This is a genomic window from Vibrio sp. 10N.286.55.E10 (assembly GCF_002872555.1).
Classification (GTDB): domain Bacteria; phylum Pseudomonadota; class Gammaproteobacteria; order Enterobacterales; family Vibrionaceae; genus Vibrio; species Vibrio crassostreae.
In genome coordinates this window covers 28,705-43,798 of record NZ_MCSD01000004.1, presented here as the reverse complement: position 1 = coordinate 43,798, position 15,094 = coordinate 28,705, and the positions used below count along the sequence as shown (strand labels likewise).

Sequence of the window (15,094 nt, the reverse complement as noted above, 5' to 3'; positions counted from 1 at the left end):
TAATCGCTCATACAGCTGCTTGAGAGCCCACAAGGATGTAGGCTTCAAGTACCCTCTCCGCCAAACATGCTTTATCCAACCATAAAAGTTAACATTCAGCTAATTTATAGAAAAAGCTTGTCTATCTTGGGAATTAGGTTAGTGTTATACACATGTATATCACCATGCAGTTTTAATTATGACCGAATGGAAAGACGACCAACCGATCTTTAGGCAGCTTGCTACGAAGATCAGTGACCAAATTCTTCAAGGTGTTTGGTTAGAGCAACAAGCATTGCCTTCGGTGCGTGCCGTTGCTGCTGATCTCAAGATCAACCACCTTACTGTCATGAAAAGCTACCAGTTACTGGTGGATGAAGGCTTGGTAGAGAAAAAACGCGGCCAAGGCATGTATGTGGCCGAAGGGGCACTTCAAAAATTGAAAGAGTCTGCACACCAATCATTCATCAATACACAGATCCCAGCCATCGCTGAGACGCTAAGCATCATTGATATGAGTGTCGAAGAACTTGTGAAACAGCTAGCACAACATATAAAGGACAAGTCATGAGTACTTTACTTTCCGTGAAAAACGTAACCAAAACCTATTCAAATCAAGTGGGTGTCGAGAACATCAGCTTTGAGTTAAAGCCGGGGCAAGTGCTTGGCCTTCTAGGCCACAATGGCGCGGGTAAATCAACTCTCATCAAGTCTCTGCTTGGCGGACACAGCTATCAAGGTGAGATTGAGGTTAACGGTTACCACCCTATCCACCAGCATGCAGAACTCATGCTGCACTTGTCGTACATCTCAGACGTTAACGTATTACCCGAGTGGATGACCGTTAAACAACTGCTTCGTTACACCCAAGGTGTCCACCCAAGCTTCAACAAGCAAAAAGCAGAACAGACATTAAGCAGCACCAACATCAAGCTATCTTCCACTATCAAACAGCTTTCTAAAGGAATGAAGGTACAACTTCACCTTGCGATCATCATCGCAACCGATACTCAAGTATTGATCTTAGATGAGCCAACGTTGGGTCTCGATTTGCTGTACCGCGATACTTTTTATCGCCACCTACTAGAGTGGTTCCACGACGGCGAACGCGCCATGATCATTGCAAGCCATGAGGTTTCAGAGATTGAACACTTATTAACGGATGTGCTGATTTTAAAGCAAGGCCATTGTGTGCTGCAAAAGAGCATGGAAGACATCGAGAACGACTATTTCATTATCGAACTTGCAAACAACCATTCAAGCGAGATCCAGAAGCTCAATCCGCTAACCTCACAGCCAGGGCTAGGAACTACTAAGTGGTTATTGGAAGGTCAATACAAAGCGCAGGTTGAGCCGATGGGCACTATCTACAATGTTGGCCTCGCAGATCTATTCCTTGCAACACAAACGGAGAAGGCATAATGCATCCAAGTTTTTATATGCTAGAAAAAGAACTCATCGAGCACAAAATTAATACTCGATTACCTCTATTTGTCGCGTTATGTGGTTTCTTGCTGTTCGTTAGTCTGTTTTTTAATGGCGCTGCGCAGCATGAGTTTTTCTTCGAAATGCAAGTGAACGGTGACGTGAGCGACATCCATAGAGAGTTCGCGCAAGATCTCAACTCGGTGATCTACTTTGGCGCGGGTCTGATTTCACTGATCCTGTCGACACTTTACATCCCTAAAACGCTGCGTAAAGAGCGCCAAGAAGGCAGTTCGATGTTTTGGAGAAGTATGCCAGTATCTAATGCAATGACTCACGGCGTGAAGTTAGGTTTCGGTTTAGTGGTTATTCCGGCTATCTGTGCGTTGCTCGTGCTGTTCGCCGATTTCCTATTCTGGATATTGAACATCTCAAGCGAACAACAATTGGCGCTACTGGTTGAACAGCAATCTCTATTTTATGTGCTGAGTAACTGGGTGGTGTTCTTTGGGCGAATGCTGTTAGTTGCACTGGTTTTATTACCACTGGCAACCGTTACCCTAGCGATTTCGCAGTTGGTAAACTCTCCATTACTTGTCATTTTCATCTCAAGCTATGCGATTAAGTTCCTCTCTGTCGCCGTGTTTGGGTTCTATGGCATCAATGACTTCCTATCTCTCATCGCATCACTGCCAATGAATGTGCTCATAGCAAGTAACCCATTAAGCGCGATTGCAGAAGCGCCTATTTTATCTTTAAGTATTTACGCACTGATTGGTGTTGGCGGTTATCTGCTGAGCCTAAAGCTAAATAGAACGGATGATGTGAGCTTGAAGACGCTGTTCCAACGCTAGAGTCAGACCCTAAGCACGAGCCTTTATCGGGCAGTCACATCAGATATCAAAATCTAAATCAAAGCTTCTGAGAAATCGGGAGCTTTTTTTGATCACGACTTTGCTAATACAGGGATGGGTAACAAGGACAAAGGGATTTAATTGGGAGTAACCGAGTGAAGAAACAAGAGAGTCTAAGAGGAGGTATTAATGAGCTGACATTAAATTGCATTGTTGTTAATGCCTGCCAGCTCTTTAGGGATGATTTCTTTAGTCGCCGACCAGATGAAGGTCCTCAAGAGTGCTAATGAAATCGGTTTGTTGCGTTTTACATTTGATTAAGCTTTTCAGCTTTTAAAGCTTTACGATTTAAAGCTTATTTCTTTGATGCTTCTTTTGACGTGTCTTTCCAGTATTGGATACGAACGCGATGAAGCTGTGCTCTTCTCATTTTTTTCATAAGGGATATTTCCTTTTCTTTAACTGCTCTTCATGAGCTATTTTTATTGCCAACCATTCGAATCTAACGGTGTTTGACGCCCAGATCAATGATACAAATCACAAAATATATAGAGTTTTGAGTACCATTTACATCAAAGTATGACCCAGATATCAACTATGGCTCAATTCAATCCTATGAGCCGCTGTTCAAAATTAAGGTTAGTTCTCTCAGATGACAAATTCATTTCAGTATCAATACAGTTCAATGATACTAATTTAATAGACCGGACCAACGCGAATTTAGTTCCAGTGTCTTATCTTTTATTAATCATATTGCCCTTAAAGTTACGATGTAACAAATCCCACATTCAATATGAACAAATAATCGCCACATCAGCCTATACGTCACAACATCAAAATGGGATTATGTTTGTAACGGATAGAGCTTTTGATAGAAAAAAGCCGTAGTGAATAAAATTAAATGGACGTAATTATGAGTAAAGTAATTCTGCAAGGGCATATTCTAGTGCCAGACAACGACCTAGAAGCCGTCACACAAGCCTTGGTTGCGCACAAAGAACTGACACTGGAAGAAGCTGGTTGTATCGTGTTTCGAGTCAGTCAAAGCACCCTTCAACCTAATCGCTTTGAAGTGTATGAAGAATTCACTAGCCAAGAAGCATTCGAAGCGCATCAACAGCGAGTAAAAGCCTCGAAATGGGGTGAAATCTCCCAGAACGTGACGCGTCATTACCAAGTCACCGATGTTCCGACATCATAATGATACATCCACTAGCCAACCACATCATCACATTGATCAAACAAGATCCCTTGCGAATGCAGGTTATAGACTGTGTATCTCAGTTGGATTTACCGCAGTGTTATGTCGCTGCGGGCTTTGTGAGAAACCTCGTTTGGGATCACCTACATGGTTATACCTCCCCGACCCCACTCAATGATATTGATGTGATCTACTTTGATCCCATTGATACTTCCTACGAATCGGATCTTAGATACGAGGCTCTGCTTAAACAACGGTTACCCGAACTGAATTGGCAAGTTCGCAATCAAGCCTGCATGCACACTAGAAATGGCGACAAACCTTACCAAAGCTCATTGGATGCGATGAGTTATTGGCCAGAGAAAGAAACCGCAGTCGCCATAAAACAGAGCCTCACTGGGGATATCGAGTGCATTTCGGCGTTTGGTTTAGAGAGCTTGTTTGGTTTAAAAGTCACCCCCAACCCAAAGCGTAGCCGAGATATCTTTGAGCAAAGAGTACAATCCAAGAACTGGCTGACCCAGTGGCCTAAGTTAACGATTAGTCACCGTTAACTAGCTTTCGAATTCAAGCGCTAAAACCATTGACTAAAAGTCCAATCAGATCGACCATGCCCCACTTGTTAGCTGACTAACTTAGTAGCTTAGTAAGTCAGTCACTAATCAACTCATCAACCACGCGTGGCAACTAACTGCTGCGCCTTCTCGTCATACAGAGTAACGACCATGAACCAACAATACATGCTGCGAGCGCTTGAAGTTTCGCGCCAAGCCTTACCTGATTGCCAACCAAACCCACCAGTAGGCTGCGTTTTGGTGAAGAACGATAAGGTGGTGTCTGTTGGGTACACTCAAAAAGTCGGCGGAAACCACGCCGAGGTTGAAGCACTGAATAGCTATGATGGAATAATGGAAGGGGTTACCGCTTACGTGACATTAGAGCCATGTTCATTTGTCGGCAGAACACCCGCTTGCGCCAATACATTGGTTAAAGCCGGTGTAAAACACGTAATAGTGGCGATGCTAGACCCAGATCCTCGTAATAATGGTCGTGGTGTTGCGATCCTTGAATCACACGGCGTGAAGGTGGATGTGGGGTTATGCCAAACACAAGTGAGCGCTTTTTTAACCCCTTACCTTGGTAAGTCCTAGACCTTAAACAGCCAGTATTAATTCAATTTTACTCGGTAAAGCGGATTGACTGGTTTGTCGACAAAATACGACCAGATATGATTGTAGACCGCATGTTGGTTAGGGAATGGCGCTAATGCTTTTGCCTCTTCTAGATTGCACCAACGGTACTCGGTATGCTCGTCATTCAGTTCAATCGCTTGGTTGGGCGGGCATAGCACTGCAAACACAGGGATTAGTTGAATCACATTCACGTGCGCCTCGTAAAACTGCTCTAGAAACTGCGCGTTATACAAAGCTTCTACTTCAATTTGGGTCTCTTCTTCAAACTCACGCACGATAGCCTGCCAGCCTGTTTCACCCGCTTCAATCGAACCTGCGACATGGCACCAAAACTCGCCCTTCACACGCTTCATTAGTAGCATTTTCATTTGTCCGTCGATCTCTGAAATAGCGACACCGGAGACAATGGAAGTATTGAGTGGAATCATAACGTTACCTTAGTTTTCATAAGAGGGCGGCAAGGCTAACACCCTTCGTTTGTTAAATTGTCTTCTATGATTAAAAACGAGAAGTTACTCATCAATTAATGGCGTTCAAGCCATAACTCATGAGTTCAGTGTTAACCGTCTCGCTTGGCTATCCAATAATAGAACCATTTCTTATTTGAGGCGCTTTTCGATAAAGAGTAGAATCGCCGCCTTGTACTGTGTTTAACGTCTCTAAACATACACAGTAGACTCACAACCATTTATCACCACGATATAAGTATTAATACGACTATGCACTCATCAAAACCAACGCACGACTCAGAAAACAGCCACACACCTGAGCATTGCTTCACTCGTTTTCAACAGCCGATCGAGTCATATTCGTTGCCTGAGCGTTTCACATTCCCGTTCTACTACGAACCACACCCACTGTGTGAAATCGCATCTCATCAGCTTCAACAGCATCTAGAAACACAAACCGACTGGCAACACGACTTCGGGCTGGATTCTGATGAAGGTCGCGGCAAAATGTTTGGTGTGTTGCTGGTTAAAAGCCCTGAAGGTGAGCTTGGTTACTTTTCTGCTTTCTCCGGAAAAATCGCAGACCAGAACCTATTGCCCCACTTTGTGCCACCAGTATTTGACATGCTAAGCAGCGACAGTTTTTTCCATCAAGATACTGCCGACATGATGGCTGTGAATGCAAAATTCAAAGCACTACAAGCTAACGCAGAATACCTTGAGTTGTGCGAGCAACTGGCGCAGAAAAAAACGCAAGCTGAGCAAGAAATTGAAGCTCAACGTCTATTGATTATTGAAGGCCGAAAAACGCGTAAAGAACAACGTGAACAAGGTAAAGAAAACCTTGATGAGCAAGCCTTCGAGCAATTGAACAATGAGTTAAACAAGGCCAGTGTTGCCGACAAGAACCAGCAGAAGTACCTAAAACTCAACTGGGAACAGACCCTGCAAGTATTGCAGGCTAAAGTTGATGTTTTCACAACTCAACTGGCTGAGCTAAAAGAGCAAAGAGCACACATTTCTCATCAGCTTCAACACAAGCTGTTTTCACAATACGCTTTCCAAAATGCGGAAGGAAACGTTGAAGACCTTAACCAGATCTTTGAAAACACGCCAAACAAGATACCACCAGCAGGCTCTGGCGAATGCGCTGCGCCTAAATTGCTGCAATACGCGTACTTAAATGGTTACACACCATTGGCATTGGCTGAATTTTGGTGGGGTCGTTCACCGAAATCTGAAATCCGAAAGCACAAGAAATACTACGCCTCTTGCCAAAGTAAGTGTGTACCGATTTTAGGCCATATGATGAAAGGTCTAGAAGTCGATCCAAACCCATTGCTAGAGAACCCTGCTGAAGGCAAAGAGCTGGATATTCTGTTCCAAGATGAGCACATCGTTGTAATACACAAGCCGGCAGGTTTTCTATCCGTGCCGGGTAAAACCATCAAAGATTCCGCCTACACACGCGTTCAAGAAATGCATCCCGACGTTGAAGGACCATTTGTTATTCACCGCTTAGACATGGCAACCTCGGGTATTCTAATTTTCGCTCTCACACGACGTGCGAACAAGAGCTTGCAGAAGCAGTTCATTACTCGTGAAGTCGAGAAGCGATACGTGGCAATGATTGAAGGCGTTCTAGCAGAAGATGAAGGCTATGTTCGACTGCCATTGCGTGGTGATTTGTATGACCGCCCTCGTCAGATTGTCTGCTTCGAACACGGCAAGCCTGCAGAAACCAAATGGGAAGTGATTGAGCGAAACGAGCAAACCACTAAGGTTTACCTGCACCCTAAAACAGGGCGTACACACCAGTTGCGTGTTCACTGTTCACATGAAGAAGGCCTTAACATGCCTATCGTCGGTGATGGCCTATATGGCAATAAAGCCGACCGATTGCACTTACACGCGGAAAGACTTGCGCTGCACCACCCGGTGACCAAAGAGTGGATGGAGTTTCAGTTCGACGCCGAATTCTAAAATATCTCATTAATAACGAGTCTTAATGAAAGGAGCCACAACGCTTGTGGCTCCTACCTCTTTTGGGTATATATCCGCGCTTATTGCACTACATCAAGATTCACTTTGTTGTGAAGAGTAGCATGCCCACCTTCTTCTCTCCTTGAGGCCTTTGATATGTCATCAGCTGCTTTGAACTTACAACCTAACAAACTGACTTCCCCATTAATTGCGACTCAAGCACCAAGCTTGAAGCCACTTACACCCAAAAAGCCAGACTTGAACTCGGCAATGCTTAACTTAATTGAAGAAGTTAAAAACGAGCTCCCACTTTACGAATCGGAGACGTTTATCTGTGGTCCAAAAGGTAACTGCTCTGGTTGCTCTAAGAAACTACTAGAGATGGTCGACAGTGAGTTAATGTACTGGGAACATAGTATTTCAATTGGCCAAGGGCCAAATTTCGAAGAACTGCGCCGCTTTGGCAAGCTATGCAGCAGCGTAAGACGTGGTTTAGAAAGAAACGGCCTAGTAGAAAAACGCCTTAGAGGCAGGTAACCAGGCTAGGCCGCTAGGTTCGGTACTCAAACACGATTTAGGGCGTCCTCGATCGTGTTTGAGGTCTCGTGATACTTAGCCTTAGCGCATATTAACTCCACTTACCCAATTGGAGTTAAAACCATGAAATACACACATTTACTGTTCACATCCCTACTTTTCCTTTGCAGTTCAGCCATCGCTTCCGGCGTCGGATTCACTCAAGTCACCGTAAATGACGATCCTAATCGCCCGCTAAATACTGCCATTTGGTATCCCACAAGAGATACATCAGGCGTAGCCTTAATTGGCGATAACCCCGTCTTCATCGGCACACAAGTCATCAAATATGCAAACATTCAACCTGGCACTTTTCCAGTAATACTGCTGTCGCACGGCTACCGAGGAAACTGGCGCAATCAAAACTGGCTGGCGACCAAACTAGCGAGTCAAGGTTATATCGTAGCGGCCACTGACCATCCGGGAACCACCTCTTTCGACCACTCCCCAAAGCAAGCAGCAAAATGGTGGGAAAGACCACGAGATGTATCACGTATTCTGGACTACTTGTTATCCGAAGCCCCGTGGAAGCAGTCTGCTAGCGCCGACAATGTTAGCGCAATCGGGCATTCATTAGGTGGTTGGACGGTGATGCAACTGGCGGGAGCGAAAATGGATAGACCAACCTTTGAGGCGAATTGTCTCAACTACCCTAACCCACGAACTTGTGGGCTTGCTAAAGAGCTAGGGCTAGACAAAGTCCAAGATGAAGAGCCTGACCCAAAAGACCTTTCAGATCCTCGGATTCAACGTGTCGTTAGCCTTGACCTGGGGCTTGCTCGCAGCTTTTCAGCCAATAGCTTAAAAGGCATCAATGTACCAGCCTTGATACTGGCGGCCGGGATAGATATAGGAGATCTCCCCCAGGCATCGGAGTCTGGCTATATTGCTGAGCACATGCCACTGAACTCAAGACGCTACAAAGTCTATGAGAAAGCCACCCATTTCAGCTTCATTCAAAGCTGTAAACCCGGTGCTATAGCCATGCTGAATGAAGAAGTGCCAGGAGATGGCATTATTTGTAAAGATGGCATTGGTACATCACGCGACCAGCTACATCAATTGATCTTAAATGACATCATTAGCTTTCTGAATTGATAAACGGAAGCAAACACACTCAATCTAACACTTGTGGCGAACTTCGATACTCACTCGGAGTTTGCCCAGTTATCCTTGAAAACTCGCGATTGAAATTGGACTTGGTCTGAAAGCCGGAACTAAAGAAGATGTCAGTTATCGCTTCATCACTTTGCATCAGGAGAGTCTTAGCGTGCTCAATCCGATAGGCGTTAATCACCTTCGAAATGTTCTCTTGGTGAGTTTGATTAACCGCAGACGATATCTTGCGAGCAGGAATGCCTAGCTTTCGTGCCAAGCGATTGAGAGACAGATCAGGATCTTTAAATAATTGATGATCCCTCATTAATGCATCGAACTTAGCCATGATCTGCGCGGTTTCTTCAGCTTGGTCGTCATCTAAGCTGCTCGCTAGTGTGGTCGATGTATCGACCTCTTCTGGAGAGCGTTGTGACATAGAAGGTAAAGCCTGCACTTGCTTGGTTTTTTCTTCGGCAGGCGTGCTAATACTGACCACCATCACAGCGGACACAATGGCTGGAATAAGAACAAGGTAGCTAATCGATAAGATCAGATTGGTGTGCTGCGCATTCAACTGCAAGATATCGTAAGAGAGCACACTGTCGACCAAAGCGGAGAATAGTAGCATTACACCTGCAACCCGTTCAGCAACCAACACTTTCGAGATATCGGTTAGCCGCACTTGTTCCGGCACTCGCAGCGACGACTTCAGCAGCAAGACACCATAACCGAGATAGAGCAAGATCAGCAATACATCAAGAGTTCCCGCCCAGAGATGCACATAAAAAAGTGAGCCAACTAAAACAGCAATCGGACCTAGCCAATGCAAATGTGTACTGGATTGGCTTCGATGAGCTCCCGAGAAACAGAGCCAAGCCGCCACAGGAACACAGGCACCGAGAATGGGTTGTAAGAAGCGAAACAACTCAATATCAAACGTCCATCGCAGGCCTACTACCGTAACCATTAACGCGCACAGAATGATAAACCAAAATGGCTTTTGACTGGTTTGTGGGTAACGGCATCGAAGCAGCACACCTGTCATCAATAACAACAGCGCTGCGACAAATGGTAAAGGAATGGCAAGCATCAATAGTCCGTTTGAGTTCGAGAAAATATCACTCCGCTTCAAGCACTTCATTAGCGAAGTAACTGAGCGAACCAGTGATAGATATTGAATATCAATCTATGGTAAATCATTCCTCAGAGAGAAATCTAGAACGAAATCTTGATGGTGTTAAGCCAACGATTTTCATGAAGACTTTTCGAAAGCTGTTTACGTCCTCATAGCCAACTAGGTAACTGATCTGCTCAACCGATTTATGGGAGCTTTCCAATAACTCACATGCACTTTGAACACGCACATGTTGGATATAATTGATCGGCGTGTAGCTGGTCGCTTTGGTAAATTGACGAATAAAGGTTCTTCGCGTCATAAACGCTTCTTCAGCCAATTGATCAAGAGACAACGAAAGGTGATGGTTCCTTTGAATAAAACGCTGCACCGATACAATCTTGTCATTGCCGTGAGCATAGTTTGGCACAAAGCTCTGATAGTAGCGTTGTTCTCTCAACCCCGTATCAAGCACGAGGTATTTACCTAGATTACGAGTATTGGTCGGCGTTGTGTATTTGGTTAGGATAAACAGAGCCAAATCCATCCACGACATCAAACCACCAGCGGTCATCACATCCGCATCATCAATCAAGATTTTGTCGATATCGACTGCGATCTGTGGGTAAAGCTCCGTAAACTTCTGCTGTGCTTGCCAGTGCGTGGTCACGGTTCGCCCTTCTAACAAACCTGTTTTTGCCAAAATGAACACGCCTGCGCAAGCTGAGCAAAGTATCGCTCCCCTTTGGTGAGCCTCAATCAGGTATTCAAGCAAGGTGTCATTCGGCTCTAGATAGTAACAACCATCTAAATTCGGTGGGAGTATGATGACATCGGCGTTTGATACGCTAACACTGTCATACGCTTGGATCTGAACGTTGAATTGAATCTTCTCAGTCGAAGGTTCAAGAGAATTTGCCATCTGCAGAAACTCTTTCACGCCAAACACAGCGCTCTGCAGAGAGCCTGGGTAATCGATAATTTCAACCTTTACTGATTTTGTCACTATTGCCATATAGTCTGTCATTTTTGACGTTCATTAAAAAAACACAGAGTAGTCATAATAGCCCCACACCACAAGACATTAACAACAAAGGTATGGATTATGAGCAATACTGCACTACTACTTATTGATTTCCAAAACGACTACTTCCCTTCATACGAAGGTGCGAAATGGGCACTCTCTGAAACAGAAAAATCGGCAGAAAAAGGCGCGCAATTACTCAAGACATTCCGCAATAAAAAACTGCCAATCGTTCATGTGCGCCATGAGTTTCCAACCAACGAAGCACCCTTCTTCTTACCAAATTCTGATGGTGCTCAAATCCATAACAGCGTGGCTCCTCTAGAAGGTGAACCTGTTATCGTAAAGCATCAAATAAATAGCTTTAGAGATACTAAACTGAACAAGGTACTAAAAGATCAAGGCATTAAGAAACTGATCATCGTTGGCGCAATGAGCCACATGTGTATTGATGCTGTGACTCGTGCAGCAACCGATTTTGGCTATGAATGCCACGTAGCACATGATGCTTGTACTACGTTAGATATGGAATTCAACGGTGTTGAGGTTCCAGCTGCGCATGTCCATGCAGCTTTCATGGCTGCGCTTGGCTTTGGTTACTGCAATGTCGCAACGGCCAGTGAGCTTGAAAGTCTTCTTTAACAAGGAAGCCTAGATTTTCTAGTCTGTTCATTACAAACACAAAAAAAGGCTCCTATTAAGGAGCCTTCTTATTAGAGCCTGTGATAGCTCAGTTTGGTCAATTATTACTAAGCTTGAGCCACTTGTATTACTAAGCTTGAGCCACTTGGCGTGCTGGGTGTTTGATAAACACAGCAACAACAGCCACGATAGCCAGTGCAAAACAGTAGTACGAGTTAGAAACAATCTCTAGCGGAGATAGGTTGAACACAGAACCTAATAGCAATACCTGAGCACCATAAGGCAACACACCTTGAATCACACAAGAGAAGATATCCAACAAACTTGCCGAACGACGCGGAGACACGTTGTTCTCTTCCGCCAGTTGGCGAGCCACACTACCAGATACAATAATCGCAACGGTGTTGTTTGCAGTACACATGTTAACCATTGATACCAAGCCAGCAATACCTAGCTCACTCGCACGGCCATTTGCTTGCTTAGAGTGTGAAGAACCAAACGCACGAATCAAACCGCTCACTAGGTTAGTCAGAAACGCTAATCCACCTTGGCGACGCATCAGCTCACTCAAACCACCAATCAGCATCGACAGTAAGAAGATCTCTTGCATGTTGCCAAAGCCTGCGTAGATGTCTTGAGCGTAATCCGTCAAGCCGTAGTTCTCAACAGAGCCTAAACTCACACCACCCGCCAGCAAGATACCGATCGTCAACACAACGAATACGTTCATGCCTGATACCGCAAGAATTAGGATAGTGATGTACGGCAGGACTTTCAGCCATTCAATTGGGCCTGTTTCAGGAACTTGAGTTGCCGTGCTGTTGAAAGCAAAGATAACAATCGCGATAAGTGCAGCAGGAAGTGCAATGCGGATGTTCTCTTTAAACTTGTCTCTCATCTCACAGCCTTGCGAGCGTGTCGCGGCAATCGTAGTATCAGAGATGATTGAAAGGTTGTCACCAAACATAGCGCCACTTAGCACCACACCAGCGGTTAGAGGAATGCTCATGCCAGCTGAGTCAGCAATGCCTAGTGCCACAGGGGCAACCGCAGCGATAGTACCCATAGATGTGCCCATTGCGGTCGCAATGAAAGCAGAAATAAGGAAGATACCCGGTAGGATCATGCTCGTCGGGATCGCCGACAAACCAAGGTTTACCGTTGCATCAACACCACCAGAAGCTTTAGCCACGGCCGCAAAAGCACCCGCCAGTAGGTAGATCATACACATTGCGATAATGTCTTTGTGGCCTACTCCACTTAAGAACTGTTCGATAGCACGGTTCAATTTATCTTTGCTTAACAACAACGCCAGCATCACTGCAGGCAAAGCCGCAATCGGAGCTGGGAGCTGATAGAAAGCAAAATCGACGCCTTGCAGTGACAAGTACGTACCTACGCCAATAAACAGCGCAAGGAACACGATCAGAGGGATAAGCGCAACTGCCGAAGGGGCAATTACCGCATTAGAATTTTTCGAATTGGACATGGAACGACAACGCTATAGAACAGGAAGGGGAGCAGACTAATGTCACACTTAGAGCTTGTCAACGTCTAGACGTCTAAACGCCCAATTTAATGCAAAGTAATAAGAACCTTATTGAGCATCACATAATAGAAAAGGCTATTTACTCACCAGTAAATAGCCCTTCGAGAATAAATTACCAATACGCAAAGCAGAGTTCTAGAGAGCTGCTTTCTTAATGAATAGAGCTTATAAATAGCTTAGCGCTTTTGTGTGAAAGTCACGTGGTACTCTCCGATACCATCATAAGCAACGGTTGTTAGCTCGTCGAAGTCAAGCTCAACCACACCACAGTAAGACCCTGTAATAATCGCCTCGCCCGCTTCAAAACTGATTCCACGCTTGGTCATCGTATCGATCAACCAGTAGACAGGGTTTTGAGCTAATGCGTTAGGGTGAGTGCCAGAAAATGCCTGAACTTTTCCAGCTTGGGTTATAGCCACTTCGACCTTAGCAGCAGTAAACGCTTTATCTTTCTCTATTTCAGGACCAAGAAACAGGCCTTGGTTTGCCAAGCAATCGGCTAAAACTTCGTAAAACTCCGCACCAATTCCATCGGCAAAGCGAGATTGAATTAACTCAAGTGCCATATGGCAAGAGCCAATTGCATCATTGATTTGTGCTTCACTGTAACCATTTAAGTTCGCAGGCAAAGGCTTAGTCAGTACAAAAGCGATTTCTGGTTCTACTCGGGCTACCTCTTTGCCTAGCACTGAGCTTGTGTCTGCGAACAATTCACAAACTTCACCTTGCTGTACGTTGTCAGTGAAAATAGGCGCTACGATAAATTTATTTTCTGCAAGAGGTAACAGACACTTCCAGCCCCCCACTCTATCTGCACGAATTTCAATCATTGATTCTTGAATGGCTAACGCATCATCTAAACTGGTTGGGCGATATTGTTCGATTAATCTTGGCGCTTTAGTTCCCGCGGTGCGACGGCTTAATAACTCTTTAGCCGCCTGCTCAAATACACTTGTCATAATATACCGTTTAAATTTAGAACGATTGGAAATAGGTTTAGGTAATTGCATCACTCATACGATGGTTTCACCGTAAAGTGTTCAAAGGCTTATTGTCACATGTACCGCAAGTAAACACATACCGCTAAGTCAATATATCAAAAGAAAAGCCAGCACCTGATGATCGGTTGACTGGCTTGTTGAATGTGTCATTGTTGAAGAAACGCTACTCGCCTTTTAACGTCTTCTTAAGATTTTGCATGAAATTTCTGAAGTGAGGCATGAAATCAATAAACAGAGGGTGTTTTCTATCTTGCATCATCAACGGTCCCAGTAAGCGAATACTTACACCTAGTCTCGTTGCGGATTGCTCATCTAGGCCACTGTCCTGCTTGATCTTCTCTACAATCGCGAACATGTTTTCTCTGTCTTCAATTTCAAACTGCATGGTTTGCAGTTCACGATCTTCCTTGATGTTCACTTCTTCGATAGTGATACGGTAGTGATTGTGTTTGCCTGTGATTGTTTGCATCGTCATTACTGTCTCCTAACTTGAATTTACGAACAATTAAGTTGACAATATCAACCATAAATACAATAGTTGACAGTGTCAACTATATTTCTAAGGATCGTTTATGTCTGATAACACATCGTTAGAGTCTATCTTTCGTTTAGTACACTCTTTGAAACGTCAAATGAGTGAACAGATTGAGAGCTTGGATTCTGAGATCGCACCCATGAACATTCGTGTCATGAAGATCATTACTAAGAAATCTCCATGTACGGCTATCGATATCGCGCACTACTTAAACCGCGATAAAGCGCAGGTCACGAGATTAGTTAATGCACTGATCAATCAAGAGCTTGTGAAGAAGTCTCCAAATCCAGAAGACAAGCGCAGCCAGTTATTGATTCTGACCAATAAGGGTCAAGAGGTCATGAGTAAAGTTTCGGATATAGATCGAGACATGCTGAAGAGAATGACCAAAGGCATGGCTGAAGATGAGTTAGAGCAATTCAGAAAAATTGCAAAAAAAATGGCGCAAAACTTAGAGAACTGATTTTCAAA

The 15,094-nt window shown here is 44.5% G+C and carries 17 protein-coding genes; 11 read left to right on the top strand and 6 right to left on the bottom strand.

Annotated elements, in window-relative coordinates; all coding sequences use genetic code 11:
- The first annotated feature begins 178 nt into the window (after positions 1 to 178).
- The 6 genes from BCV39_RS03795 (at position 179) to BCV39_RS03770 (ending at position 4,610) form a co-directional block, all read left to right on the top strand.
- Positions 179 to 550 carry a GntR family transcriptional regulator gene (locus tag BCV39_RS03795; RefSeq protein ID WP_048661561.1) on the top strand — a complete coding sequence of 124 codons (372 nt, stop codon included), beginning with the start codon at positions 179 to 181 and terminating at the stop codon, positions 548 to 550.
- The gene (locus BCV39_RS03790) at positions 547 to 1,401 is read left to right on the top strand and encodes an ABC transporter ATP-binding protein (RefSeq protein ID WP_048661560.1); all 855 of its coding nucleotides are present in this window, start codon (positions 547 to 549) and stop codon (positions 1,399 to 1,401) included. Before BCV39_RS03795 ends, BCV39_RS03790 begins: the two co-directional genes overlap by 4 nt.
- Positions 1,401 to 2,258, top strand: a complete 858-nt coding sequence (locus BCV39_RS03785) for a hypothetical protein (RefSeq protein ID WP_102431349.1) — start codon at positions 1,401 to 1,403, stop codon at positions 2,256 to 2,258. The genes BCV39_RS03790 and BCV39_RS03785 overlap by 1 nt, the downstream gene beginning before the upstream one ends.
- Positions 2,259 to 3,171: 913 nt before the next feature.
- A complete protein-coding gene (locus BCV39_RS03780) occupies positions 3,172 to 3,459 on the top strand; it encodes an antibiotic biosynthesis monooxygenase (RefSeq protein ID WP_102431348.1) in 288 nt (95 codons plus the stop codon).
- Positions 3,459 to 4,013 (top strand): nucleotidyltransferase family protein, encoded by a 555-nt coding sequence (locus BCV39_RS03775; protein ID WP_102431347.1) that lies wholly within the window; start codon positions 3,459 to 3,461, stop codon positions 4,011 to 4,013. The genes BCV39_RS03780 and BCV39_RS03775 overlap by 1 nt, the downstream gene beginning before the upstream one ends.
- A gap of 171 nt (positions 4,014 to 4,184) precedes the next feature.
- Positions 4,185 to 4,610, top strand: coding sequence for a bifunctional diaminohydroxyphosphoribosylaminopyrimidine deaminase/5-amino-6-(5-phosphoribosylamino)uracil reductase RibD (locus BCV39_RS03770; RefSeq protein WP_102431346.1), 426 nt, complete (start codon positions 4,185 to 4,187; stop codon positions 4,608 to 4,610).
- A 17-nt stretch (positions 4,611 to 4,627) separates the two neighbouring features.
- On the opposite strand, the gene BCV39_RS03765 is transcribed toward BCV39_RS03770, so the two are convergent.
- The gene (locus BCV39_RS03765; protein ID WP_102431345.1) at positions 4,628 to 5,080 is read right to left on the bottom strand and encodes an NUDIX domain-containing protein; all 453 of its coding nucleotides are present in this window, start codon (positions 5,078 to 5,080) and stop codon (positions 4,628 to 4,630) included.
- A gap of 291 nt (positions 5,081 to 5,371) precedes the next feature.
- On the opposite strand from BCV39_RS03765, the gene BCV39_RS03760 reads away from it, so the two are divergent.
- The 3 genes from BCV39_RS03760 to BCV39_RS03750 all read left to right on the top strand — a co-directional run bounded on the left by BCV39_RS03760 (position 5,372) and on the right by BCV39_RS03750 (position 8,758).
- Entirely contained in the window at positions 5,372 to 7,084 is a 1,713-nt protein-coding gene (locus BCV39_RS03760) for an RluA family pseudouridine synthase (protein WP_102431344.1), read from the top strand.
- Positions 7,085 to 7,240: 156 nt separating this feature from the next.
- Entirely contained in the window at positions 7,241 to 7,621 is a 381-nt protein-coding gene (locus BCV39_RS03755; RefSeq protein ID WP_102431343.1) for a hypothetical protein, read from the top strand.
- A 123-nt stretch (positions 7,622 to 7,744) separates the two neighbouring features.
- Positions 7,745 to 8,758, top strand: a complete 1,014-nt coding sequence (locus BCV39_RS03750; protein ID WP_102431342.1) for an alpha/beta hydrolase — start codon at positions 7,745 to 7,747, stop codon at positions 8,756 to 8,758.
- A gap of 19 nt (positions 8,759 to 8,777) precedes the next feature.
- Here the strand turns inward: BCV39_RS03750 and BCV39_RS03745 are convergent, their stop codons facing one another.
- Positions 8,778 to 9,848, bottom strand: coding sequence for an AraC family transcriptional regulator (locus tag BCV39_RS03745; RefSeq protein WP_102431341.1), 1,071 nt, complete (start codon positions 9,846 to 9,848; stop codon positions 8,778 to 8,780).
- Between the two features lie 106 nt (positions 9,849 to 9,954).
- On the bottom strand, positions 9,955 to 10,887 hold the full coding sequence (locus BCV39_RS03740) for a helix-turn-helix domain-containing protein (protein ID WP_102431351.1): 933 nt from the start codon (positions 10,885 to 10,887) through the stop codon (positions 9,955 to 9,957).
- A 90-nt stretch (positions 10,888 to 10,977) separates the two neighbouring features.
- On the opposite strand from BCV39_RS03740, the gene BCV39_RS03735 reads away from it, so the two are divergent.
- The gene (locus BCV39_RS03735) at positions 10,978 to 11,538 is read left to right on the top strand and encodes a cysteine hydrolase family protein (protein ID WP_048663280.1); all 561 of its coding nucleotides are present in this window, start codon (positions 10,978 to 10,980) and stop codon (positions 11,536 to 11,538) included.
- A 130-nt stretch (positions 11,539 to 11,668) separates the two neighbouring features.
- Here the strand turns inward: BCV39_RS03735 and BCV39_RS03730 are convergent, their stop codons facing one another.
- From BCV39_RS03730 to BCV39_RS03720, 3 genes are all read right to left on the bottom strand, one after another.
- The gene (locus tag BCV39_RS03730) at positions 11,669 to 13,027 is read right to left on the bottom strand and encodes a Na+/H+ antiporter NhaC family protein (protein ID WP_102431340.1); all 1,359 of its coding nucleotides are present in this window, start codon (positions 13,025 to 13,027) and stop codon (positions 11,669 to 11,671) included.
- A 236-nt stretch (positions 13,028 to 13,263) separates the two neighbouring features.
- Complete coding sequence (locus BCV39_RS03725; protein ID WP_102431339.1) at positions 13,264 to 14,046, bottom strand: hydratase; 783 nt, start codon at positions 14,044 to 14,046, stop codon at positions 13,264 to 13,266.
- Between the two features lie 205 nt (positions 14,047 to 14,251).
- Positions 14,252 to 14,557 (bottom strand): DUF3861 domain-containing protein, encoded by a 306-nt coding sequence (locus BCV39_RS03720; RefSeq protein WP_048661639.1) that lies wholly within the window; start codon positions 14,555 to 14,557, stop codon positions 14,252 to 14,254.
- 103 nt (positions 14,558 to 14,660) lie between these two features.
- Here BCV39_RS03720 and BCV39_RS03715 point away from each other — a divergent pair, with 103 nt between their 5' ends.
- Positions 14,661 to 15,086 carry a MarR family winged helix-turn-helix transcriptional regulator gene (locus BCV39_RS03715; protein WP_048661636.1) on the top strand — a complete coding sequence of 142 codons (426 nt, stop codon included), beginning with the start codon at positions 14,661 to 14,663 and terminating at the stop codon, positions 15,084 to 15,086.
- The last annotated feature ends 8 nt before the right edge of the window (positions 15,087 to 15,094 follow it).